Source organism: Microbacterium sp. MPKO10, from assembly GCF_026107415.2.
In the GTDB taxonomy this organism is placed as follows: Bacteria; Actinomycetota; Actinomycetes; order Actinomycetales; family Microbacteriaceae; genus Paramicrobacterium.
Map to the genome: position 1 here is coordinate 525,914 of NZ_JAPCHX010000005.1, position 23,918 is coordinate 549,831.

At 65.3% G+C, this 23,918-nt stretch carries 21 protein-coding genes; 9 read left to right on the forward strand and 12 right to left on the reverse strand.

Annotated elements, in window-relative coordinates:
- Nucleotides 1-200: 200 nt before the first annotated feature.
- The 7 genes from OK352_RS13435 to OK352_RS13465 form a co-directional block, all read right to left on the reverse strand.
- Nucleotides 201-572: a VOC family protein gene (locus tag OK352_RS13435; RefSeq protein ID WP_265141999.1), complete on the reverse strand. Its 372-nt coding sequence runs from the start codon at nucleotides 570-572 to the stop codon at nucleotides 201-203.
- Nucleotides 573-900: 328 nt separating this feature from the next.
- Nucleotides 901-2,001: an ABC transporter ATP-binding protein gene (locus tag OK352_RS13440; RefSeq protein WP_265142000.1), complete on the reverse strand. Its 1,101-nt coding sequence runs from the start codon at nucleotides 1,999-2,001 to the stop codon at nucleotides 901-903.
- Complete coding sequence (locus OK352_RS13445) at nucleotides 1,998-3,164, reverse strand: ABC transporter permease (protein ID WP_265142001.1); 1,167 nt, start codon at nucleotides 3,162-3,164, stop codon at nucleotides 1,998-2,000. Before OK352_RS13445 ends, OK352_RS13440 begins: the two co-directional genes overlap by 4 nt.
- A 4-nt stretch (nucleotides 3,165-3,168) precedes the next feature.
- A complete protein-coding gene (locus OK352_RS13450; RefSeq protein WP_265142002.1) occupies nucleotides 3,169-4,149 on the reverse strand; it encodes an ABC transporter permease in 981 nt (326 codons plus the stop codon).
- Entirely contained in the window at nucleotides 4,146-5,210 is a 1,065-nt protein-coding gene (locus OK352_RS13455) for an ABC transporter ATP-binding protein (RefSeq protein ID WP_265142003.1), read from the reverse strand. The genes OK352_RS13450 and OK352_RS13455 overlap by 4 nt, the downstream gene beginning before the upstream one ends.
- Nucleotides 5,211-5,271: 61 nt before the next feature.
- Nucleotides 5,272-6,930 (reverse strand): ABC transporter substrate-binding protein, encoded by a 1,659-nt coding sequence (locus OK352_RS13460; RefSeq protein WP_265142004.1) that lies wholly within the window; start codon nucleotides 6,928-6,930, stop codon nucleotides 5,272-5,274.
- A 53-nt stretch (nucleotides 6,931-6,983) separates the two neighbouring features.
- A complete protein-coding gene (locus OK352_RS13465; protein ID WP_265142005.1) occupies nucleotides 6,984-9,608 on the reverse strand; it encodes a beta-glucosidase family protein in 2,625 nt (874 codons plus the stop codon).
- 149 nt (nucleotides 9,609-9,757) lie between these two features.
- Here OK352_RS13465 and OK352_RS13470 point away from each other — a divergent pair, with 149 nt between their 5' ends.
- Genes OK352_RS13470 through OK352_RS13480 form a run of 3 tightly spaced genes read left to right on the forward strand, consistent with a single transcriptional unit; the run spans nucleotide 9,758 to nucleotide 11,688 of the window.
- Nucleotides 9,758-10,465 carry a TetR/AcrR family transcriptional regulator gene (locus OK352_RS13470; RefSeq protein WP_265142006.1) on the forward strand — a complete coding sequence of 236 codons (708 nt, stop codon included), beginning with the start codon at nucleotides 9,758-9,760 and terminating at the stop codon, nucleotides 10,463-10,465.
- A gap of 23 nt (nucleotides 10,466-10,488) precedes the next feature.
- Nucleotides 10,489-10,875: a BlaI/MecI/CopY family transcriptional regulator gene (locus OK352_RS13475; RefSeq protein WP_265142007.1), complete on the forward strand. Its 387-nt coding sequence runs from the start codon at nucleotides 10,489-10,491 to the stop codon at nucleotides 10,873-10,875.
- Nucleotides 10,876-10,881: 6 nt separating this feature from the next.
- Nucleotides 10,882-11,688, forward strand: a complete 807-nt coding sequence (locus OK352_RS13480; protein WP_265142008.1) for a M48 family metalloprotease — start codon at nucleotides 10,882-10,884, stop codon at nucleotides 11,686-11,688.
- On the opposite strand, the gene OK352_RS13485 is transcribed toward OK352_RS13480, so the two are convergent.
- Nucleotides 11,678-12,745, reverse strand: coding sequence for a copper resistance D family protein (locus OK352_RS13485; RefSeq protein WP_265142009.1), 1,068 nt, complete (start codon nucleotides 12,743-12,745; stop codon nucleotides 11,678-11,680). The two genes, OK352_RS13480 and OK352_RS13485, sit on opposite strands and share 11 nt — an antisense overlap.
- Nucleotides 12,721-13,296, reverse strand: coding sequence for a DUF5134 domain-containing protein (locus OK352_RS13490; protein WP_265142010.1), 576 nt, complete (start codon nucleotides 13,294-13,296; stop codon nucleotides 12,721-12,723). The genes OK352_RS13485 and OK352_RS13490 overlap by 25 nt, the downstream gene beginning before the upstream one ends.
- A gap of 232 nt (nucleotides 13,297-13,528) precedes the next feature.
- Here OK352_RS13490 and OK352_RS13495 point away from each other — a divergent pair, with 232 nt between their 5' ends.
- Complete coding sequence (locus OK352_RS13495; RefSeq protein ID WP_265142011.1) at nucleotides 13,529-15,517, forward strand: cytochrome c oxidase assembly protein; 1,989 nt, start codon at nucleotides 13,529-13,531, stop codon at nucleotides 15,515-15,517.
- Nucleotides 15,514-17,847: a heavy metal translocating P-type ATPase gene (locus OK352_RS13500; protein WP_265142012.1), complete on the forward strand. Its 2,334-nt coding sequence runs from the start codon at nucleotides 15,514-15,516 to the stop codon at nucleotides 17,845-17,847. Before OK352_RS13495 ends, OK352_RS13500 begins: the two co-directional genes overlap by 4 nt.
- Here the strand turns inward: OK352_RS13500 and OK352_RS13505 are convergent.
- A complete protein-coding gene (locus OK352_RS13505) occupies nucleotides 17,820-18,737 on the reverse strand; it encodes a helix-turn-helix domain-containing protein (protein ID WP_265142013.1) in 918 nt (305 codons plus the stop codon). The genes OK352_RS13500 and OK352_RS13505 overlap by 28 nt on opposite strands.
- Before the next feature lie 127 nt (nucleotides 18,738-18,864).
- On the opposite strand from OK352_RS13505, the gene OK352_RS13510 reads away from it, so the two are divergent.
- Nucleotides 18,865-19,905 carry an SDR family oxidoreductase gene (locus tag OK352_RS13510; RefSeq protein ID WP_265142014.1) on the forward strand — a complete coding sequence of 347 codons (1,041 nt, stop codon included), beginning with the start codon at nucleotides 18,865-18,867 and terminating at the stop codon, nucleotides 19,903-19,905.
- Between the two features lie 58 nt (nucleotides 19,906-19,963).
- Here OK352_RS13510 and glsA read toward each other — a convergent pair whose 3' ends face one another.
- Nucleotides 19,964-21,340 carry a glutaminase A gene (gene glsA, locus OK352_RS13515; protein ID WP_265142015.1) on the reverse strand — a complete coding sequence of 459 codons (1,377 nt, stop codon included), beginning with the start codon at nucleotides 21,338-21,340 and terminating at the stop codon, nucleotides 19,964-19,966.
- 199 nt (nucleotides 21,341-21,539) lie between these two features.
- Here glsA and OK352_RS13520 point away from each other — a divergent pair, with 199 nt between their 5' ends.
- From OK352_RS13520 to OK352_RS13530, 3 genes are read left to right on the forward strand one after another with little or no spacing between them, the layout of a single operon-like run.
- Nucleotides 21,540-22,559 (forward strand): LLM class flavin-dependent oxidoreductase, encoded by a 1,020-nt coding sequence (locus tag OK352_RS13520; protein ID WP_265142016.1) that lies wholly within the window; start codon nucleotides 21,540-21,542, stop codon nucleotides 22,557-22,559.
- A 3-nt stretch (nucleotides 22,560-22,562) separates the two neighbouring features.
- The gene (locus OK352_RS13525) at nucleotides 22,563-22,805 is read left to right on the forward strand and encodes a hypothetical protein (RefSeq protein WP_265142017.1); all 243 of its coding nucleotides are present in this window, start codon (nucleotides 22,563-22,565) and stop codon (nucleotides 22,803-22,805) included.
- Nucleotides 22,806-22,839: 34 nt separating this feature from the next.
- A complete protein-coding gene (locus tag OK352_RS13530; RefSeq protein ID WP_265142018.1) occupies nucleotides 22,840-23,139 on the forward strand; it encodes a hypothetical protein in 300 nt (99 codons plus the stop codon).
- Nucleotides 23,140-23,277: 138 nt separating this feature from the next.
- On the opposite strand, the gene OK352_RS13535 is transcribed toward OK352_RS13530, so the two are convergent.
- The coding region (locus OK352_RS13535; protein WP_265142019.1) for an HNH endonuclease signature motif containing protein at nucleotides 23,278-23,918 on the reverse strand (641 nt) is incomplete at its 5' end.

Consider the following 23,918-nt stretch of genomic DNA (forward strand, 5'->3'; position numbering starts at 1 on the left):
CACAGACCCGCTGGGTCGCAGGGCCACTGGTGCACTGGTGCACTGGGCCACCGGGCCACCGGGCCACCGGGCCACCGGGCCACCGGGCCACCGGGCCACCGGGCCACCGGGCCACCGGGCCACCGGGCCACCGGGCCACCGGGCCACCGGGCCACCGGGCCACTGGGCCACTGGGCCACTGGGCCACTGGCGCGAGGATCTCAGGCGAGATCGTCGACCGTGGTCAGGCAGAACGGGTGGCCCGCGGGGTCGGCGAAGACGAGGCATCGGCCGGCGTTCGGCTGGCAATCGTACTGCCGTGCGCCGCAGCGGATCGCCCACTCGGCGGAGGCCGCGAGGTCGGTCACGAAGAAGTCGAGATGGAGAAGCGACGGGTCTTCGGGCCAGCGCGGTTCTCGGTAATCGGGCACCCACATGCAGTCCAGTCGCCCACGGTCGCTTCTCATCGACGCGCTGTCCTGCTCGGCGGCGAACGTGACTTCGCCACCCGTGAGTTCCGCGTAGAAGGCGGCGAGCGCGGGTGGGTCAGGGCAAGCGAGTGTCGTCGTGCTGAAGCGAATTCCCGTCTCCATACCGAAGAGAGTACCGGGCGGTGTCTCGTTCGGATAGGTCAGCGCCGAAACCGTGACGGCTCAGCGCCCACATGACGGCGGGATGTTCTGTCTCCACAGACTGAGCGCACAACCGGCCGTAGTGTGGTTCGCATGACGACGAGTGAAGAGGTCGGGTGGACGACGCTGTCGCCCCTTGGAGCGTGCCGAAAAGAGGAGAGCTGACTGAAAAGAGGGCGTGAGAGCGCGTTCGCACCCTCCGTTCGGTCACATTACCTCTTTTCGGGGCCGCGGAGATGGCGCGAAGCTTCCCCGCGGAGCAACGCGGTTCAGCGCAGGGCAGCGTCTATCAGCGCGGGTCGACGCCGAGCAGCGTCCGCCCCTCGGGACGCACCGCGAGCTCCGCCGGCACGGCCGGAGTGTCGACCGCATCGTCGTGCAGATGACAGGCCACGCTGCGATGCGGCTCCTCGTCGCCGAACACCGTGCCGCCGAGCTCCGGCACGAGCTGCGCGCACGCGTCGACCGCATACGGGCACCGCGTTCGAAAGCGGCATCCGCTCGGCAACGACAGCAGATCCGGCGGCGACCCGGGAATCCCACCGAGTTCGCGCTTCGGCCCCCGCAGCGGCGGGAACGAGTGCAGCAGCCCCGCCGTGTACGGATGCCGCGGCTCGTGGTACACCTCGCGGCTGCCCGCATCCTCGACGATCTCGCCCGCATACATGATCGCGATGCGGTCGGCCAGCTCGATGAGCAGCGACACGTCGTGCGTAATGAAGATCACCGAGAAACCCAGTTTGTCTTTCAACTCGATGATCTGCTCGACGATCTGCCGCTGCATCACCACGTCGAGCGCGGTCGTCGGCTCGTCCATGATCACGAGCTCGGGCTCGAGGGCCAACGCCATCGCGATCATCACGCGCTGCCGCATGCCACCGGACAGCTGGTGCGGATAGCTGTCGAGCCGGTCGGCCGAGATCCCCACCATGGTGAGCAGTTCGGCGGCGCGCTCCCGCATCGCCGAGCGCGACATCTTCTCGTGCGCGGCGATCCCGTCGATCAGTTGTTTGCCGACCTTGTACACGGGGTTCAGCGCGTTCATCGACCCTTGGAAGACGATCGCCGTGTCGCGCCAGCGCTGCGCCCGCAGCTGTTTGTCACTCATGCGCAGCAGGTCGCCAGACTCGCGGCTGCGCGAGCTCGTGAACAGCACCTCTCCCCCGGTGATCACACCGGGCGGCGGCAGCAGTCGGGTCGCCGCATAGGCGAGCGTCGACTTGCCGCATCCGCTCTCGCCGGCGAGCCCGAGGATCTCGCCCCGGTGCAGCGTCAGGTTCACGTTCGACAGCGCGCGCACCGCGTCGTCGTCGTACCCGTAGTCGACAGAGAGGTTGCGGATCTCAAGCAGCGGCTCGGCCTGCGTGCGCTGCGGTGTGGTGATGGTCACGCGGTGACCTCCTCGGTGTCTGTCGTCGTGCGTGAGTTCGTGGGGAGCCCGGATGCTGCCGGGCGGCCCGGCACGGTGGCATCGTCCGCCTGCGCGGCATCGCGCCGACGTGCACCACCGCGAGGCGTCGTTCCCGTGTCAGCATCCGGTCTGTCGTCGTCTCGAGTCGTTTCCGGATGCTGTGAGCCGCCGCCCCGGTACACAGGGGTGAAGCCGATGCGCGCCCTAATGCCCTTCTTGCGCAGCAACGACGCGGATGCTGCCGTGTTGCGCAGCCGCGGATTGACGAACTCGTCGATGCCGAAGTTGATGAGCGTGAGCGACGTGCCGACGGCTGCGATGCAGAGGCCGGCGGGGACGAACCACCACCACGCGCCGAGCACGAGCGCTTGACTGGACTGCGCCCAGAACAGGATCGTTCCCCAGTTCCACTCAGAGATGCTCGTCACACCGATGAACGCGAGGGTCACCTCGGAGAGGATCGCGAAGATCGCCGTGCCAATGAACCCCGAGGCGATGATCGCCGTGAGGTTGGGCATGATCTCGAAGAAGATGATGCGCCACATCGGTTCACCGTTGGCGCGGGCCGCTTCAACGAAGTCACGTTTTCGCAGCGACAGCGTCTGGGCGCGCAGCACGCGCGACCCCCACGCCCACCCGGTGAGAGCGATGATGAGGGCGATCGTGACGCCGCCGGCCGATGGCACAAGTGCCGCGACGATGATGATCAGTGGCAGCGCCGGAATGATCAGAAACACGTTGGCAAGCAGCGAGAGCAGTTCGTCGCCGATTCCGCCCAGGAAGCCGGCCGTCACACCGACGATGACGGAGATCATGGTGGCGAGGATGCCGGCGAGCAGCCCGACGAGCATGACGCCGCGGGTCCCGACGAGCAGCTGCGAAAAGATGTCCTGCCCCGTGTTCGTCGTGCCGAGCCAGTGGTCGGCGCTCGGCGGCTGCAGGGAGTCCTGCGTGACAGCGTTGGGGTCGTGCGGCGCGAGCCACGGCCCGATTAGGGCGAGTACGAGGAAGAACGCCAGCATGATGAGGCCGATGAGCGCCTTGCGGTTGCGCAAGATGCCGAGGCTGCGCTTGCCCTTCTTGCCGGTCTTCTTCGCGGGTTCGACCTCGGTGAGGCCGATGGGGTCTGCTTGGACGGACACGGGTTCAGCCCTCCACTCTCGTGCGCGGGTCAAGGAATGCGTAGACGAAGTCGGCGAGCATGCTCGCGACGAGCACCGAGATCGTGACGACGAGGAAGGCACCCTGCATGAGCGGGTAGTCCTTCGAGCCGATGGCCTGGAACAGCATGTACCCAATGCCGGGATAGCTGAACACCATCTCGGCGACGAGCGTGCCGCCGACGATGAAGCCGAGCGACAGCGCAAAGCCCGAGATACTCGGCAGCACGGCGTTGCGGGCGGCGTAACCAAACATCACCTTGCGCTCGGGAAGGCCCTTCGCCTGCGCGACGGTCACGTAGTCCTCGCTCGACACGGTGACCATCATGTTGCGCATGCCGAGGATCCAGCCCGAGATCGAGCTGATGATGATCGTCAGGGCGGGCAGGATGCCGTGATAGATCGCCCCTCCGATGAACTCCATGTTCCATCCCGGAAGCGTCCCCGGGTCGTATCCGCCGGCAGCGGGAAACGCGGGCCAGGCCACGGCGAACAGGGCGATGGCGATGATTCCGAGCCAGAAGTACGGAATGGCCGAGAAGAAGTTCGCGATCGGCAGCAGATTGTCGGCCCACGTGCCGCGGCGCCAGCCAAGGCCGACTCCCGCGAGGGTGCCGAGGACGAAGCCGATGATCGTCGACAGCCCCACAAGAGCGATCGTCCACGGCAGCGACTGCGTGAGGATCTGCGTGACCGGGGTCGGGAAGTACGTGAACGAAATGCCGAGGTCGCCGTGGAAGAGGTTGTTCAGGTACGCCAGGTAGTCCTGCCAGACTGTGCGGTTCTCGTCGAGGCCGAAGAGCACATACAGCGACTCGACAGCATCCGTGTTGAGCCTGCCCTGGAACTTGTTGATGAGCGACTGGACGGGGTCACCGGGCAGCATCCGGGGAATGAAGAAGTTGAGGGTGATGGCCGCCCACGCGGTGAACAGGTAGAAGCCGAGGCGGCGCAGAAAGTACTTCATGCCTGGGCCTCGCCGGGTGTCTGTGCACCGAATGCGGCCGCGCGCTCGGCTTCGGCGTCGTCGGCGTATAGCCAGCACGCCGATTCATGGCCGCTCTCGGCAGAGAACATGGGCGGAGCATCGGTGCGACAGCGTTCCATCGCGAACGGACAGCGCGGGTGAAACCGGCATCCGGTCGGCGGCGAGATCAGACTCGGCGGTTCGCCCGTCGCCTCCGTCGCCTCACGCTCTTCGAGGCGGTCGGCGTCGGGGGCCGAGGCGATGAGCAGCTGGGTATACGGGTGAAGCGGATGCTGGGTGACGGCCTCGCTCGGGCCGCGCTCGACGATCTGCCCGGCGTACATCACCACGGTGCGATCGGCGAAGTACCGTGCCGATGCGATGTCGTGCGTGATGTAGAGCACGGCGAGGTGGAAGCGGTCCTTGAGGTCCCGCAGCAGGTTGAGCACGCCGATGCGGATCGACACGTCGAGCATCGACACGGGTTCATCGGCGAGAAGCACCTCCGGGTCCGCCCCGAGAGCTCGAGCGATGGCGACGCGCTGACGCTGACCGCCCGAGAGCTCGTGGGGAAACTTCTCGAGATACCGTTCGGGAGGGGTCAGGTCGACGCGCTCGAGCAGTTCACGCAGCATCCGCTCTCGCTCGTCACGCGACATGCGCCCGCGATGGATGCTGATAGACCGCGTGAGCACATAGCGAACCCGGTGGATCGGATTGAGCGATGCGAACGGGTCCTGCAGGATCATCTGCACACGGCGGCAGTAGTTGCGAAATCGTCGGCCGAACCGCGCGGTCACGGCTGTGCCCTCGAGCAGGATGTCGCCCGAGGTGTGCGGCATGAGCTTGGCGAGCAGCCGCGCGATCGTCGACTTGCCCGACCCGGATTCGCCGACGAGGGCCACGACCTCGCCCGCGTGGAGTTCGATGTCGACGCTGTCGACGGCGTGGACGACCCGGGAGCCGCCCCCTTTGACGGGGAAGTGCTTGGTCAGATTGCGTGCAGCGAGCAGCGGGGCGTCTGACGTGCGATCGGGATCGTTGTGAGAGTGAGAGCTCACGATGGGTGCCTTCCTGAACTGAGGGGAAAGCCGGGGCAGGCTGGGCCCGCCCCGGCTGTCGCTACTTCGCCGGCTTGAGATTCATCACGATCATCGAGAGGCTCGGCTGTGTCGGCTGCGGCACGGCATACGGGTCGTCTTCGCTCGGGAAGCCCGTCCAGTACTTCGTGCTGTACTCGGCGCCGATCGGACCGGCGGCCATGGGGATGGCCGGGACCTCCTCGACGAAGATCTCCTGAATCCGGTCCATCATGGACTGCCGCTTCGCATCGTCCGGAGTCACCGCGTAGTCGGCGAGCAGCTGCGTGACCTCGTCGTTTTCGAACCGGCCGAAGTTCCAGGATGCTCCTTCGCCGATCGGCTTGAGCTGGGCTCCGTCCATGATGTTCGAGTAGATGTCCCACGGCGTAGCGCCGGTGTTGGTCCAGTGCAGCGTCGCCTGGAAGTCACCCTCGGCGACAGCACTTGTCCATGCATCGACGGTGGGCGTCTCAACTGTCGCATCGACGCCGATTTCCGAGAGGTTGTCTGCCATGATCTGCAGGCTTGCCAGGTAGTCGGACCAGCCGGCGGGGTCGATGAACTCCACCGTCACGGGGTTTCCGTCCGGGTCGATCAGCTTGTCCTTCGCATCCCAGGTGTAACCGGCATCGGTCAGCACTGACTTGGCGCCCTCAACGTCGACCTCTTGGGTCTTTCCCTTGTATTTCTCGGCGGTGAACGCGTCACCCGCGGGCGACGGCAGGCCGGTCACGGTGTCGACGAGACCTTTGAACCCCGAGTAGCCCTGGGTGTGCACAGCTTCACGGTCGATCACCATGTTCGCCGCCTTGCGCATGGCGACGTTGTCGAACGGCGCCTCCTGTGTGTTGAGGAACAGCGCATCGATGCCGAGACCCGTCGGCATGTAGGCCTTGTTGGTGTCGGACTTCGAGAGGTATGTCTTCTCCATGTCGGGGATGAACACGTAGCTCCACTGGGCCGAGCCCGACAGCAGTGCCGTCAGCTGAGCGTTGTTGTCTGTGTACGAGGTGTAGCGGATCTCGGGCACCGGCGGCTTGCCGCCCCAATAATCATCGTTCGGCTCAAACGAGATGACCTGCTGCGTCCAGGACTTCAGCGTGTACGGGCCTGTTCCCACCGGATCTTCATTGGTGTCCTTCGCCGGGTCGTCCATCTTCGACCAGATGTGCTCAGGAACAACGAACGTGCCGAGCACCTTCGTCTGGTTGAGCAGCTGTGACGAGTCGAACGTCACGGTCACAGAGTCGCCGTCAACGGTGACGTCTTTGTACGCGATGGCGTTTGCGTTGAACCCCTCGGTGTCCTTCACGAGGTTGAACGTGAAGGCGACGTCGTCGACGGTCATCTTCTCACCGTCTGACCACGTCACGTCGTCGCGCGGGGTGATGGTGACGGATGTGAAGTCGTCGTTCCACTCCCACGACTTGGCCAGCCACGGCTCCGGGTCTGTCGCCGGATCGGTGGGGTTCCACTGGGCAAGCGGCTCGTACATGAGCCAGGTGTAGCCGAGGCTCGATGCCGCCGACGTAGCGATGAATGGATTGTTGTTATCCGTCTGAGGTCCGTTGGGCATGCCAATGGTGAGGGGATGCTCCGCGCCTCCCCCGTCGCTGCCTCCGGTTCCACTGCAGCCGGTGAGTACCAGGGCGAACGCTGCCGCCCCGATGGCGAGTTTCGCCATCATTCCTTTCTTCACGGTGTGCCTCCTTGCACATTGCGCCCTGCCGGGCGGTGGGGGTTTTCGTCGTGTCAGATGTTGTCGTGGTGAGTGATGGTCAGCTCGAGCGGGAGATTCTCGCTCGATGGGCCGATGCGGATCCGGTAGGGGCCGGGAGGGAGCGTCCACGTATGCGCGTCGACGTCCCAGATCTCGAAGGCGCGGCGGGGAACGGTCAGGGCGACGACTCCCACGCCGGAGCCTGCAAGCGCGATCTGTGCGAACCCGCCGAGCCACCGAATCGGCCGCGTCGGGTCGCCCGAGGCATCCTCGATGTATGCCTGCACGGTTTCGGTGGATTCGCGGTCTGCCGTGTTCTGCAGCTCGACCTCGATCGTCACGTCGCCATTCACCCGGCGCTGCTCGTGGGCTGCGAGGTATCGCCAGGTGCCGTAGCCGAGGCCGTAGCCGAACGGACGGGCGGGAGACTCAGCCTGGGCGAGCCACCCGCGGTAGCCCACGTGCACGCCCTCGGCGTAGTCGACGATGCCGTCCTGCGGCACCGCGTTCGGCACGGGGCAGACTTCGAGGCGCGCGGGCAGCGTCCACGGCAGTCGTCCCGCGGGCTCGGTGACTCCGGTGATCGCGTCGGCGAGACCCGTTCCGCCCTCTTGCCCGGGCAGCCACCACCAGAGCACTGCGGCGACATCGTCGATCCAGGGCAGCAGCACGGGCCCACCGGCGTTGACGACGACAACTGTCGGCGTCCCCGTCGCCGCGACGGCCCGGACAAGGTCGTCCTGGCGGCCCGGCAGATCGATGTTCTGGCGATCCCAGCCCTCTGATTCGGTCTCTTCGTTGGTGCCGACGATGACGATAGCGACGTCAGAGTGCTGCGCTGTGGCGACAGCATCCGCGATCTCCTGATCGATCGTGAGCGCGTCGGGTTCATGGCGCAGCGCGAAGCGCACGAACGTCCCGTACCCGTCGGCGTCGACGACCTGCAGTCGGGCGTCGATCTGCACGGTGAACGGCTCGGCACTCGAGAACAGGCGCGCGGGGCCGTCCGGGTTGTTGGCGCTGGAGTTGAGGATCACCTCGCTGCCGGCACGCGCGTCGGACTGCGACACGACCTCGTCGTCGAACCGGATGCTGTGAGCCCCACACGTGCCCACATCGATGCGGTGCGTTCCCGCCGCCAGCCGTACGTGAGCGCGCACTCGTGCGCTGCGGGCACGGTCATCGACGTGGCGATTCCAGGCATCGTCGGCGGCGACGATGCGCGGGTCCCCGAGGGGTGTTCCGTGGTCGTCGAGGAGTGTCAACTCGTACCCGGGAGCGCCGTCGGGCGTCTCGACGAGGCGCGGGTCGATGGCGGGAGCATGCGCCCGTGCGGATCCGCCGCGCGATACCGTCAGTGCGGCATGCGGGAAAGCCTCGCGGAGCGCAGCCTCGGGACTCGTCGTGTAGGGAGCGTGTACGAATGCGCTGCCTCCGCCCTGGATGAACGGGTCGACCGCGTTCGGCCCGAGCAGCGCAATGCTCGTTGGCGCTGTGCGGCCTGCGGCACCAGCACCAGCACCAGCACCAGCACCAGCACCAGCACCAGCACCAGCACCAGCACCAGCACCAGCACCAGCACCAGCACCAGCACCAGCACCAGCACCAGCACCAGCGCCAGCGTCGAGGGGCAGGATGCCGTCATTGCGCAGCACCACGATCGATCGTGCGACAGTATCGCGCAGCAGCGCGCGCGTCGCCTCTGCCGACGGGGTGTCTGGGTCGATGCCGTCACGCGGCACGTCGACTCCCGGAGGCGTGGATGCGGGGCGGCCGAGAGCTCCGACGCGCGCGGCGAGCCGCAGCATCCGTTCGACCTTGTCGTCGATCGTGTCTTCGCTCACCCGGCCCGCGCGCACGGCGTCGAGCAGGTTCTGCTCCCACGGTCCTCCCGGGCCGGGCATCACGAGGTCGAGCCCGGCATTCGCGCTCGGAGCGGTTGACTGCGTGGCGAGCCAGTCGCTGATGACCACGCCGTCGAAGCCCCACTCGTGCTTCAGCACGTCGACGAGCAGGTGCGTGTGTTCGGTGGCAAGGTTTGATTCGACGCCGTCGTCGATGCGGTTGTAGGCGGCCATGATGCTCCACACGCCGTCCGCAACGATCGCTTCGAACGGGGCGAGGTAGACCTCGCGCAGCGTCCGCTCGTCGATGCGGGCGACGTAGCTGGTGCGGTCCGTCTCTGACTCGTTGGCGACGTAGTGCTTCACGCACGCGGCGACGCCACGCTTCTGAATCGCTGCGATGTATGACCGGGCGAGAACTGTCGTCAGCAGCGGATCTTCTGAGAAGCATTCGAAGTGTCTGCCGCCCACGGGAGTGCGCTGCAGGTTGATGACGGGTGCGAGAACGACATCGATGTTCTTGCGTTTTGCCTCGCGGGCGACGAGGTCGCCGAGGTCTGCAGCGAGCTGCGGATCCCACGTCGCGGCGAGGGCGGACGGGCTCGGCAGCTGTGCTGAGGCGGTGTGCTCCTCGTCGACGCCGCGCACTCCGATGGGCCCGTCGGAGACAACGAGTGTCCCCAGGTCGAGTTCGGGCAGCGGATGCAGTGCCCACGGCGTCTGGCCGGTCAGCAGACGCACGCGGCTCTCGAGCGGGACGGCACGAATGCGCGACCGCAGCTCGCTGTCCTCTTTGGTGAGGGTAATTCCCACGATTGCTCCACTCTGAGGAATCGATACTGTCGAAAGTCGAGATTGACTCGTGTTGAGACTGTAGCAATACTTACAAACAAGTTAGTAAGTATTTCCAATCACGTTTTGGTAACAGCGTCGTAAGCTTATGAAGCGAGAGAGGACCGCGCATGGGACGACAGACGGCAGGCGGCGGCATTGTGCCGGCCGCATCACGCGCGGTGCGACCGCAAGCGCGCACGGCGGCGAAGCGCGAGAGCATTCTGAAAGCTGCGCTCACGGTCTTCGGCACTCGCGGCTACAACAATGCAGCGCTTGCCGAGATCGCGGCAGAGGCAGGCATGACCCACGCGGGTGTGCTGCACCACTTCGGTTCGAAAGAGGGGCTGCTCGTCGCGGTCCTCAAATATCGCGACGGCGAAGAGACAAACGGCGTGAAGGCGCGCGCTCAGGTGGAGGGCCCTGCCTTCCTCGAACACATGCTTGACACTGTCATTGCGAATATGTCGCGCCCCGGCGTGGTGCAGACGTACGCGGTGCTCTCCGCTGAATCGGTCACCGACGACCACCCCGCGCAAGAGTATTTCCGTGGCCGTTTCGCCGGGCTGCGCCGCAAGATCGCGGGCGTCATTGCCGGCGTCGCTGGCCGCGAGATCGACACAGAGGTGCAGGATGCCGCGAATGCGGTGATCGCGGTCATGGACGGCCTGCAGGTGCAGTGGCTGCTCGATCCGGATGCTGTCGACATGCCTCGCACCGTCGCACTCGTGCTCGACGAGCTGATCGACAGACTCTCAAGTGGCGCTCCCGCTCCATCGGCGATCGACCGTGCCAAGCGTGTCCCCGCTGACACCGTCGGCGACGGTGTCACGCTGTAGCATTGCTGGCGAGAGGAGCAGCAGTGGCCGGACCAAAGACACGCGAGCGCGGAGAGCTCGAGCGTGCGATCATGACGGCACTGTGGTCGGCGGATGCGCCGCTCAGCGCCCACGACATCCAGCAGTCACTGACCGGGGCAGCTCCCGCGTACACAACGGTCCTCACCACGCTTGACCGTCTTGAGAAGAAGCACCTCGTTACACGGATCGTCGAATCGCCGCGCAGGGTGCGCTTTGCGCCGGCGCACTCTGAGACTGAGCAGGCGAGCCTGTCGATGCACACGGCCCTCGCCGATGCCCGGGATCGCCGTGCTGCGCTACTGAAATTCACTGGTGACCTCAGCACCGACGACCTTGACGTGCTGCGTTCCGCCCTCGACTCGACGCGCGGAAAGCGCCGAAAGTCGTAGAGTCGGATGCTGTCGTCCGCCGTCTTCATCGCGATCGCCCTGATTCTGCTCGTCGTCACCCCCGCTGCCCTTCGGGCCGGGCCCTGGGCGGTCCACCACCCCCGCACCACTCTTGTGCTCTGGTTCAGCCTGTTCTCACTTGGCTGTGTGAGCGTCATCGGCTCGATCGTCACGGCGGTCATCGGTGGCCTCATGGCCGCGGACGCTCCCGACGGCGCCACGGCAATCGCGCTCACCGCGACGTCTTGGCTGGGGCTCGGAGCCATTGGCGCCGCCGTCGGATTCATCGTCACGACGTCTGAGCCCATCGTTCATGACTTCCGCGTGTCGTTCCAAGACGTCGTCCCCGCTCATGCTTCGATCGAGGAACGCCGCGCACTGACACTCGCGCGAATCACGAGTGACGACGTTATCGCGTGCTCACTCCCGGGCCGCGACCCGGCGATCATCATCCCCTCCCGGCTCGAGGAATCACTCACGCGCCCTCAGCTGCAAGCCGTAGTGGCGCACGAATACGCTCACCTGCGAAGCCGACATCACCTGCTGCAGCGTGTCGCGGTGCTCAACGCCGCGTGCCTTCCACAGCGTCTGCGAGCCGGGCGCGAGTTCCAGCGCGCGACGACGCTCCTCCTCGAACTAGCGGCTGACGATGCCGCGGCGAAGCAAGCCGGCCCCGTTCACCTCGCCAACGCGCTGGCGGTGATCGGTGACCTCACCGGTGATCCAGGGCTTCACCTGCGCGCCGAGCGCCTGACGACACGACGTTGGCCCCCTGCACGGACCCGTCGTGTTCCCGTGGCCATCAGGATCTGACAGACGAGCCCACGGCGGCCACGGCTTCCAGGGCACCATGACCGTGCGGATCAGCATTCGCGAGCAGGCCGCTGACCACGACGATGACCACGAGCAGCGCAGCCTCGATCAGCACGACAGTGCGTAATGCACTCCACTGCGCAGCAGCATCCAGATGCCGTGTCACGTGCGGCAGCAGTCGCCACCGATTCCAGGCGGCGGCAGCGCCTACGCAGAGCACGAGGACGGTCTTGATGACGAGAATGCGCCCCCAGCCCGTTGTCGCAATCTCTGCGGGGGAATCGAGAACCAGCAGCGCCAGCACTCCCCCGGCGCACACGAGTGCAATCACCGTCGCGAGCGCGATCGTCGAGAACCGAACGGTGATGAGTGCGGTCACCGCAGCTTCACCGCTGCCCTCCCCGACTCGTGCCGCACGGTAGCAGAGAGCCAATGCGCACGTCCCTCCGACCCAGAATGCCCCGGCCAGCAGATGCACGACGTCGACCAGCTGCACAAGCCCGTGCGGATGAACACTCTGTGTGTGTCCGAGAAGCACGGGGACGGATGCCGCGGCAGCGGCAGCAAATACGGCGACGATTCCCCACGCGTCCACTCCGCGGTTCGTGAGAGCGACGACATCTCGCCCGCGACGCTCGGTCGAGATGGTGACCGCACGGTTATCGTCCACGTGTACGAGCGCCCGACGGCGGAGACAGAGTACGGCGCCCGCGAGGCAGACTCCGGCCACTGAGACCGCCCCGGTCGCCGCAAGCTGCCACCAGATCGCCGGGGCCCACGCGTTCGGCGCAGTGATGGCGTCGATCTCACGACCCGAGACGCGCAACGCCTCGGTCACGACGAGCAGAGGGGCGCACACGATCGCGCTGATTCCCGCCGCTATGCGAATTCGCCGCAGGAGTCGCGGCGTCTCACGGTCGCGCAGCACTCCGACCTCGCTGAAGACCACGCCCGCGAAGACGAGAAGTCCGAGCGTATGGACGATCTGCACCAGCAGCACAACGGTGTCGGTGATCGGAGTCGGAGCGAACATCAGCTCGTCATCATCGGCCAGCACATGACGACCATCCCCACACACATCGCGGCATTCGTCGTCGCGTGCAGCCGGCCTGCGGGTCGCCGTGCGGCGTCAAGTGCGAAGATGACCCCTGCCGCGATAAGAAGGGCGACGAGAATCGAGCCGCTGAGCCCGGCGACTGGGCCGAGCGTCCCGTGGTTGTGTCCACCCGCCGACGCTAAAGCTTCGCCCTGCGACGCCACTGCCGGCCCCATCGCGGCGACCATCCACACCATCACCAGCATCATGACGGCATGCGACGCCTGATGCAGTACGAACCGAGCTGTCGCCTGGCCGCGACGCCAACGTTGCCCGAGCCGTGAGGCGTACCAGACCGCCGCCGCTCCGAAGAACACCCCCTGTGGCAGTGCGGGGATCGCCGTCCACCACGGCCAGCACATCGCAACCATGTCCAGGCTCATGACCATGTGCAAGCCATGGCCGATACCGCTCCCGATGGTGCGGCTTGCGGCAGCGAGCCCCACCGAGTGCAGTGCCGTCGCCACGAAAACGAGTGCGAGCGTCCATTGCAGCCACGCGTCTTCGACCACGATCTTCTCCGTCCAACAGCATCCGGCATAACTACTATCTCATGTAGAATTAGGGATTGTGCACACTCCTTCCGCCGTCACCGCCAGAGGGGCCGGTTGGCCAGAGACTCACGGCGAAGCGCGCTCCCCCGGCACCCCACGTTCCGCTGAGTCCGCCAGCACACCTGTCTCTCCTAGCACGTCCCCGGACACCAGCGCTCCCCAGGTCCACCGTCATCGCGGACTCATCGCTGTGGTACTGGTCACCGGCATCGCGATTCTCTTCGGCCTTCCCATCGCGACAGCCGTCGTCGCGGGTGCCGATCCGTACACGGCCGTTGTGTCGGGATTTCCCGGGTACGGCGTGGCCGTCGCAACCACTATCGCGCACGTCATCGCCGGCGTCGCCTCAGCGGCGACGTTCGGCGCCCTGGTCACGGTGCTCTTTCTGCGCGACGCCCGTGGCAAGGCCTCGACGACAATTCCCGTCGGAGTCGAGCTCACGGTGCTGCGCATCAGCTCGGCGCTCTGGTCTATTTCAGCCGGCACCCTCATCGTGCTCGAGGCTGCCGACGCAAACGGCGTGCCGCTGGCAAAGTTGAGCGATGCGGGCGGCTTCGCGTATCTCTACAGCGCGAGCGACCACCCGAAGGCGTGGACGATCGCGTTCGTGCTCTCCGGACTCGTGTGCATCGCGAGCCAGTTGGCGGCGCGCTGGACGGGACTGCTCATTCCTCTCGGTGCCAGTGTGCTTGCCCTTCTCGCCCCGGCGGCGGTCGGCCAGCTTCTCGTCGGCAAAAATCATGATCTCGGAGGGGACTCCGGGTATTTGCTCACCATCGCCGCGGCCGTGCACTTCGGCGTACTGATCGTCGCCGCAGCACGCGTCGCCACCGGCCGTCTGATGCCGCCGCGCGTCCTCACCAGATTCACGGGGATCGTCGCAGGGAGCCTGGGCGTGATGATTCTGACCGACCCGATCGTGTCTCTATTCAAACTGGCGGGAACCGGTCTCGATTCCACGACCGGCTGGCAGATCGCGGTGCGCAGCGCCGTCCTCGGCGTCGAGCTGCTGCTGGTCGTCGCCTTCGCGTGGCGCCTGCGCACGGGAAGACTCACCGACCGGGCGCTCACCATCACGTTTGCCACAGCCGGGCTCTGCGCCGCTGCGTGGACGGCCATCGACGTCGCGATCAGCCGCATCCCTCCGCCCAACTACTTTCAGGCCACGTCGATCGCCGAGGTCTACATGGGGTTCGAGACTCCGGATGCTCCTACCCCTGACGTGCTGTTTACGGACTGGCGTGTCAACATCCTCTTTCTCGCCGTTGCACTTGCCGCGACCGCCGTCTACCTCAGTGCCGTACGCGTGCTGCGTCGCCGTGGCGATTCCTGGCCACTCGGCCGGACCGTCGCATGGATCGCGGGCTGGGCGATCACGGTGTTCATCACGAGTTCGGGTTTCGGTCGTTACTCCGCGCCAGATTTCGGCATCCACATGATCGTCCACATGACGCTCAACATGCTCGCGCCGATGTTCCTCGTTCTCGGCGGCGTCGTGACTCTGCTGCTCCGCGCATCGAAGCCCTCACGCACACGTCCGGCTGGCGTTCACGAATGGCTGACGCGGATGCTGTCGTGGAAGCCGATGCAGGTGATCTACAACCCGCTGCTGGTGTTCATCGGCTATGTAGTGTCGTACTACGGGCTCTACTTCAGCCCGATATTCGGCGAATACATGCGTTTCCATTGGGCACATCAGCTCATGAACGTGCACTTCCTTATCATCGGGTACCTGTTCTATTCCCTCGTCATCGGGGTTGACAGACCGCCACGGCCGCTGCCGCACATCGGAAAACTGGGGTTCGTTCTCGCCGCAATGCCGTTCCACGCGTTCTTCGGCGTCATCCTCATGACGAGCAACGACATCGTCGCCGAGACGTTTTATCGATACCTGGATATGCCGTGGGCAGATCTGCAGGCATCGCAGTACGTGGGCGGAGGCGTCGCATGGGCGGGCGGCGAGATTCCGCTCATGATTGTGATCGTCGTTCTAGCGGTGCAGTGGTCACGGCAGGACTCCCGCGAGGCCCGGCGCACGGATCGGCACTTTGACACGGGCCGCGATGACGAATTCGACGAATACAACGCCATGCTGCAGTCGCTCATGGAACGGCAGTCGACGACGGCTCCCTCGCCCGCACCCACCGTCCGCTCGACAGAATCGACTCCATCCTCATGACAACGCGCGCTACGACATCGATCTCCGACCCGAACGCCCGCCGCGATCTCTCCGAACGCTCCGCCCGAGACCGTTCTGGCGAGCCCGTCAACGATACAATCAGCGACGACGTGCTCGATCTCGACATCTCCGGGATGACCTGCGCCGCGTGCGCCCGCCGCGTCGAACGCGCGCTTGGTCAGCTCGACGGTGTCAGCGCCACCGTCAATTACGCGACAGAACGCGCCCGCGTGTACGGGGCTGGCACGGATGCTGCTGCCGCCATCTCCCGGGTCGAGAAAGCCGGATACGGCGCACACATACACGACGACGCCGACGACACGTGGTCGAAGCGGGCGACCGAGAACCGCATCACTTCACTGCGCCGACGCCTCGTGGTCTCCGCCCTGCTCACGGTCCCGCTCATGGACATCACGATCGTGCTCGCCCTCGTGCCGGGCTGGCGCTTTCCCGGTTGGGAAGCTGTGTGTGTGATCGCTGCTCTGCCGATCGTGACGTGGGCGGCATGGCCGTTCCACCGGGCCACCCTGCGCAATCTGAGACACGGCTCAGTGAGCATGGACACCCTTGTGTCGCTCGGCATCACGGCGTCGTTCGGTTGGGCCGTGCTCTCCCTCATTTTCGGATTCGGCGACTCCGGCGACCCGGGATTCTGGCTGGGGTTTGGGATGACGCCCGCGGGAGCCAGCTCGATCTACCTCGATGTGGCAGCCGGGATGACCACATTCCAGCTGGCAGGCCGCTACTTCGAGACACGCTCCCGGCGGAAGGCAGGGGATGTTCTTGGAGCTCTCGGAGAGCTCGCGGCAACTCACGTGCGCATCAGACGCGACGACGCGGACAGCGTCGAGCCCATCGCGGCACTGACATCGGGCGACGAGGTCGTTGTACTGCCGGGCGAGACGATCCCGTGCGATGGCGAAGTCATCGAGGGAATCGCGGCCGTGGACACCAGCATGATGACGGGTGAGCCGGTACCCGTCGACGTGTCGCCCGGGTCAACCGTCACGGGCGGAACCGTCAGCACGAATGGGCGGATGCTGTTGCGGGCAACCTCCGTCGGTGCTCACTCACAGCTCGCCCAGATGGCCGCCCTCGCCGAGCAGGCACAGGCACGGAAGGCCGGAGTCCAGACACTCGTCGATCGCATCACCGGGTACGTCGTACCCGGTGTCATCGTGCTCGCGATCCTCGTCACTGCCGTGTGGACATTCACGGGCACGCCCTTCACACGCGCATTCGGCATCGGCATCTCGGTGCTCATTATCGCCTGCCCGTGCGCCCTTGGTCTGGCGACGCCGACAGCGCTCATGGTCGGTGTAGGCAGAGGGGCACGCCTCGGCATCCTGATCAAAGGCCACGACGCGCTGGAGGCCAGTGGCATGATCTCCACGGTCGTTCTCGACAAGACAGGCACCCTCACCACCGGTCGCATGACGGTGCACGCGGTCACCGCTGTGGCTGAGGTGCCGGAGCACGAGGTGCTGCGCGTTGCAGCGTCCGTTGAACTCGGTTCTGAACATGCCGTGGCCGCCGCTGTGCTCTCTGAGGCGAAGCGCCGCATCGTCGATTTGCCCAAGGCACGCGACTTCGCAGCACACCCGGGGCAGGGCGCCGAGGCCCGCGTTGACGGTGCAGTGGTGCTGGTCGGAAGTCCGGCGCTCATGCGTGAACACGGCGTCGCCCTGGATGCCGCAGCGACGCAGATCCGCGATGCGATCGACAGCGCCCGCACGATTGTCGTTGTCTCGATCGACGGACGCGCGGTCGGGGTGATCGAGGTCGGCGACACCATCAAGCCTGATGCTGTCATGGCCATCAGGGCGCTGCGCGCTCAGGGCATCCGCACCGTCCTGCTGACCGGCGATTCGGAGCAGGCGGGTCGTCGGATCGGCACAGAGGCAGGAGTTGACGATGTGTATGCCGGGGTCCTGCCCGCGCAGAAGGCCGATGTGATTCGTCAACTGCAGCATGACGGTACGAAGGTCGCGATGGTGGGCGACGGCATCAACGACTCCGTCGCGCTGGCCGCGGCCGACCTCGGCCTTGCTGTCGCGACAGGAACGGACATCGCTATGAAGTCGGCAGACATCATCGTGGTGCGTGACGATCTGCTCGCTGTGCCCGAGGCCATCGCGTTGGCGCGGCGCACGCGGCGCACGATCCGCTGGAATCTCGGCTGGGCCTTCGGCTACAACGCCGCGGCGCTGCCCATTGCGGCGATCGGGCTGCTGAATCCGCTCATCGCGGCGGCGGCGATGAGCCTGTCGAGTGTGCTCGTCGTCTCTAACAGCCTCCGTCTTCAGAAGATGCGGCTGCGCGGCCGGTGAGGCTCTGGCCGCACACTCCTGTCCGCCTCTTCCGTGCTCTCAGCAGCATCCGAAATATCTGCACCTGTCTCGCCTGCGACCATCGCCCCGAGCAGGGCCAGCTTCTCATCGTCCTTCGGGCGTGCCGCATGGTAGATGACGAGGACGATCCCATCGGTTCCCGTAACCTCGAGCTTTTCCCTGTGCACCATCAGATCGCCGAGACTCGGATGCTGAAACGTGACCGTCCCGCCCTGACGTTCGCGAACATCGTGGCGCGACCACAGACGGCTGAAGGTCGGACTCGCGACCGACAGCTCTCCGACGAGCTCGACAACACGAGCATCGTCGGCATCTGAACCGACGGATTGGCGGAAGCCCGCAATGAGCGCCGCCGCTGTCTCTTCCCACTCGGGGAACAGAGCCCGCTCTTCGGGGTCAAGGAAAACATCGCGCAGGCGATTATGCCCGCTGGTAAGCCGAGGAGATACCGCGGTCGCGAGCGGATTTGCCGCAAGAACGTCAAGGTACCGCCCCTCGACGAACGCCGGGAACGGCAGCGTCGGAACGAGTTTCATGAGGCTGGCAGGCGGGGACTCCGCGCGATACCGTCGCAGCTTTCGGGGCGTACGATCCGCAGCCGCGAGCTGTAGAAGGTATGCCGCTGCCTCATCCTCGAGGAACAGCACACGCGCCAGAGCGGTCAGCACCTGCTCTGACGGATGCCGATCACGCCCCTGCTCGAGTCGCAGGTAGTACTCAACACTGATGCCGGCGAGCATCGCGACTTCTTCACGGCGCAGACCCGCGACACGTCGATTGCGCTGAATCGGAATGCCGACGGCGGCTGGCGAGACCAGCTCACGCCGTGCCCTCAGAAACTCACCGAGCAGGTTATCTGTGTCGCTCACACCCCATGGTAAACACCTCACCCGCACGGCGAACATGTCCCTGCCACTACTAGGAACGCAGGGGATCTGGATCGCTCGGAGGGACGGCGAGATGGTGGAGCCACCAATGAAATCGAAAGGAAGAAGTATGGCTTCTCAAAACATTCTCGTCACGGGTGGCACGGGCTACATCGCCGGCCACATCATCCTCCAGCTTCTCGACTCAGGGCATAGTGTTCGCACAACGCTCCGCGATCTTGGCTCCGAGGCGGCCGTTCGCACGGCTCTCCGAGAGGCCGGCGCAGAGCACGACGATCGTCTCGAGGTCGTCGAGGCCGATCTTCTCTCTGACGCCGGGTGGTCCGAGGCCGTCAGCGGTGTGGATGCTGTCATCCACGTCGCTTCTCCGGTTCCCGCTGGGCCCATCGCGCACGAAGACGACGTCATCGTTCCGGCACGCGAGGGCACTCTCCGTGTTCTCCGAGCGGCTCGTGATGCCGGCGTTCCCCGGGTGGTGCAGACCTCGGCGTTCCATGCAGTTGGGTTCGGGCACCCGCCGCTGGATCGTGCGTTCACCGAAGACGACTGGTCGGTTCTCGATGGTCCGGGCATGGACATCTACGGGCGCAGCAAAGTTCTCGCTGAGCGTGCGGCCTGGGATTTCGTTGTTTCTGAGGGCGGCGCCTTGCAGCTCACGACGATTCTTCCGGTCGCCGTAGTCGGCCCCCTCATCGGATCTCGTATCTCGGGTGCCAACAACTTGATTGTCCCGATCATCAGTGGACAGCTTCCGGGCTACCCCGACTTCGCCGCTCCGTTTGTCGATGTTCGCGATGTGGCTGAGGCACATATCGCCGCGCTCACGACTCCGGATGCTGCCGGCGAGCGGTTCCTCATTTCGGCTCAGTCGGCGTCCGTCCCGCTGGCAGAGGTCGGAGCGGCCCTGCGTGACCGGCTCGGCGACCGGGCTCGCAAGGTTCCGACAGGCTCAATTCCCGATGCCGAGGTGCGTGCTGCTGCCGGGTCGGCTCCGGCATTGCGTCTGATGGTGGCTGAGTTGGGGTATCGCAAACAGGTGTCGACTGAGAAGGCTCGTCGTGTGCTGGGCTTCAGCCCTCGGCCGTGGCAAGACGCCGTTGTGGCAGCGGCAGACAGCATGATTTCTCAGGGACTCGTTGACATTGACTGATCTGGCGCTGTAAGTCGCGACAGTGACGACTGAGCTCTGTCCTATCGCAGGACCGAGCTCAGTCGTCGCCGGTCGTCGACTCTGCAGCATCCTGAACGGCCGTCTCGAAGTCGGCGAACTGCGACAGGCCGGCGACACCGAGGCTGCGGCCCTGCGGATCACTCGCGATGACTCGCATGCCTCGCTCGCCACACCATGACGCGAGCGCTGCGAGCATCCACACGGCGACAGACTGCAGCTGTGTGACCTCGGTCAGGTCGAGCACGATCACCGCCGGTGCGATGCGCTCCGGCGGCCGGGACTCGAGCCAGTCATCGAGATCGAGCAGAAGCCGCTCGGCACCGTCGAAGTCGATGTAGCCGCGCAGCCGCCACACAGCGAGGTCATCGGCGTTCTCGGCGAGCAGCTGCGCGGCAGCAGCATCCTGGCTTGCACCAAGCCCCTCGTCGAGTTCGTCTGCCGCCGCCGCGACCTCGGCCGCCGATAGCGTCAGCGGGCGGTGCAGAATGTGAAGGCCGAAGCGCTTGGCGAGCTGCTGCGCCGCGACGACCGCACGTACGCTCGCCCCGCTGTGATCAAGGCGCGGACTGTACAGGCCAAGCCCGAACTCACCGGGGGATGCTGCGACGAGCCCGCCCGCGACACCGGACTTCGCCGGAAGCCCCGCACGAAGCAGCCACTCCCCCGCATAGTCATACATGCCGCACGTCGCCATGATGGTCATGACGTGCTGGCAGGTCTCGGCGCTCGTGACGCGGCGGCCGGTGAGCGGGTTGACGCCGCCGTTCGCCAGAGTGGCGCCCATGACGGCGAGGTCCCGCGATGTGACGAGCACGGAGCACTGCCGGAAGTACACGTCGAGTGTCTCGTCCACTCCTGCGATCAGCGAGCCGGCGCTGCGCATGAGGTAGGCGAGTGCGCGATTGCGGTCGCCCGATGTGCGTTCCGACGCGAACACCGACTCGTCGACGGTCAGGTCGCGGCCGGCGAAGGCGCTGAGACGATCGAGGATGCGCTCGAACCGATGCTCGGGATCCGCCCCGTTCACCAGGGCCGTCGTCACGATCGCTCCCGCGTTCACCATGGGGTTCGGCGGGCGTCCCGTGCTCGACTCAAGTTTGACCGAGTTGAATGCCTCGCCGCTGGGTTCGGCTCCGACCCGCGTGTGGACGGCGTTCAGCCCGTTGTCGTCGAGGGCGAGTGAATAGACGAACGCCTTCGACACTGACTGGATCGTGAATTCGACACCCGTGTCGCCGCTTTCGTAAACGCGTCCATTCAGCCCGCAGAGGGCGAGACCGAATCTGTCGGGTTCGGCATCGGCGAGCTCGGGAATGTAATCGGCGACATCACCGCGGCGATCGGCGAGCAGCCGGTCGTGGACGACGTCGAGAAACGAGGTGACGATGTCGGAAAGCGTCGCGGGTGACCTCATGCGCCCATGCTACGTGCCAGGGCCCCGGATGCTGGTGAAATTGTCGAACTCCACCAGCGCCACGAGCCTTACCCTATGAAGTGCCGCAGGCACCGTCGCGAGCCCGCGCGGCACCGAGGTTCGCTGGCGTGGCCTGTGAGGATCCACCGCGTTGCAGAATCAGAGGAATACGCGCGTCAACCGGGACGCTAACCCACATATGAAGAACATTGGCTTTCTCTCGTTCGGCCATTATCAGAGCGTGCCGGGCTCGCGAGTCCGAACGGCCCAGGATGCTCTGATGCAGACGATCGAGTTGGCGGAGGCTGCCGAGGAGGTCGGCGTCGACGGAGCGTACGTCCGTGTTCATCACTTTGCGCCGCAACTGGCTTCTCCGTTTCCGCTCCTCGCGGCGATGGCTGCACGCACGAAGCACATCGAACTCGGTACCGGAGTTATCGACATGCGGTATGAAAATCCTCTTTACATGGCCGAGGAAGCAGCAGCGGCAGATCTGATCAGCGGAGGTCGCCTGCAGCTCGGCATCAGTCGCGGATCACCTGAGCACGCTGATCGCGGCTTCGAGTCATTTGGATATGTCACGTCGGAAGAGACAAGCGATGCTGATGTTGCCCGGCAGAAGACCGAGGTCTTTCGTGCCGCCATCATCGGTGCCGGTGTCGCGAAGGCGAACCCACAGATGGCTGGCCACACAGGTGCGCTCGCCATTGAGCCGCGCTCGCCTGGGCTCGAGAAGCGCATCTGGTGGGGTTCCGGCTCGCGTGCCACGGCCGAGTGGACGGGACAGCAGGGCATGAACCTCATGAGTTCGACGTTGCTCACGGAAGACACCGGTGTTCCTTTCCACGAGTTGCAGGCTGAGCAGATTCGCCTTTACCGGAAGGCATGGGCGGATGCTGGACATGAGGGCGAGCCGCGGGTGTCTGTGAGCCGCAGCATCATGCCGCTCGTCACAGATGATGACCTCCGGTACTTCGGGCTGCGTGCGCAGGCGGAGAGTGCGGATCAGGTCGGTCATCTTGACGGTGGTCTCGCACGTTTTGGCAAGAGCTACATCGGCGAGCCGAATGCTCTCGTGCGGGAACTCGCCGAGGACACGGCTATTGCTGAGGCAGACACGCTGCTGTTGACGGTGCCGAATCAGCTCGGCGTCGAGTACAACGCAACGTTGCTTGAGAGCGTCGTGAAGTATGTAGCGCCGGAGCTCGGCTGGCGGTGACCCATGGGCGAGCCGGAATCGTCTGGTGATGCGGATGCTGCCCGGTCACCAGATGCTCGTCTGCTGTTCTGGCTGAAAGTTCCGTATGCTGCCGATGTCGCTCTCGTCATCATCGGTGTCGTGCTTCTCACTGCCGATAATGCGATTGGCTGGTGGGTGCTCGTCTTTGCAGCAGTTCGTGCAATCATCGGAACGATTGCGCTGTTCTGGCTCTATCCGCGACTCCCGGCACGGCGCCGGTCGTGATCTTCTCGTCACAAGCGATATATCGTGAAGCACCATGACCGGTGAAATCAGTGATGAGCCGCCGGACGGCGAGTGGCGCTGGAGTCCGGCTCCGCCCGATATGGAGACGTACGTCGACGTGGGTGATGTCACGGTTGACGGCGAGACTTTCGTGGTGAGGCGGCGCGACGGCGATGGCAGCTACCACTATGACTGGGTGACGGGCCCCAATAAGGACTATGGCTTCTCTCTTGGCAGCCATCTTCCCCTCGACTTCACCGTTGAGCAGCACGAAGAGCAGATTCGTGATTTTCTTGCCGGGATTGATCCAGCTACGGGGTATCTGGCCGACTGACCCCTGCCGAAGCTGGCACCCCTCGGCTCGGAAGAGCCCGTCGCTCTTGCCGGGCGATTCACGCGGTGTCGGCGTACTCCGAGTAACGCTTCAAGCTGTTCTGCTTGTGCGTTACGTGTGTTGGGGCCGCCGCGTACGCTAGGTGCGCGGCCCGGTATCTCGCCCGTAGTCAGGTGGGTCGTCTCCGGGAATGTCTGGCCCCTCGGGACTGCCTCTCTGTTCGGAACCGGTACCGTTTCCGAGGCCGCCACTGCCTCCGGGACAGCCGCTACCGCCTGGCCGGCCACCATCGCTCGGTCGGTCACCGCCGCTGGGACCGTCGCCGCCTGGACTCTCCCCAGGACCATCGCCGTCTTCGTTGTCGCCTGGTCGGTGTCGTTTGCCGAGGTATCGCCGGTTTACGTACCAGCCTGGTGGCACGAGTTTCGGGTGGCCGTCGTGGTTGCGGGTGATCGCCCATTCGCTGTGTTCGACTAACCGGTGGTGGAACCAGCAGAGCAGGACTCCGTTGTCGAGGTTGGTGGGGCCGCCGTTGTCCCACCCCTGGATGTGGTGTGCTTCACATAGCCAGGCGGGGATGTCGCAGTCCGCTGCCGCACACGTGGTCCCATCCCGTGCAACCAGAGCAAGGCGCTGCTTCGCAGTGAAAAACCGTTCCGTGTCTCCCAGGTTCAACACATCCCCGTGGGCATCGATCGTGACTTTGTGGGTGTTGCCGTTGCACCGCATTTGTTTCACAAACGACATCGGTAACGCTGCTGGTGTCCCCGGCGACCATG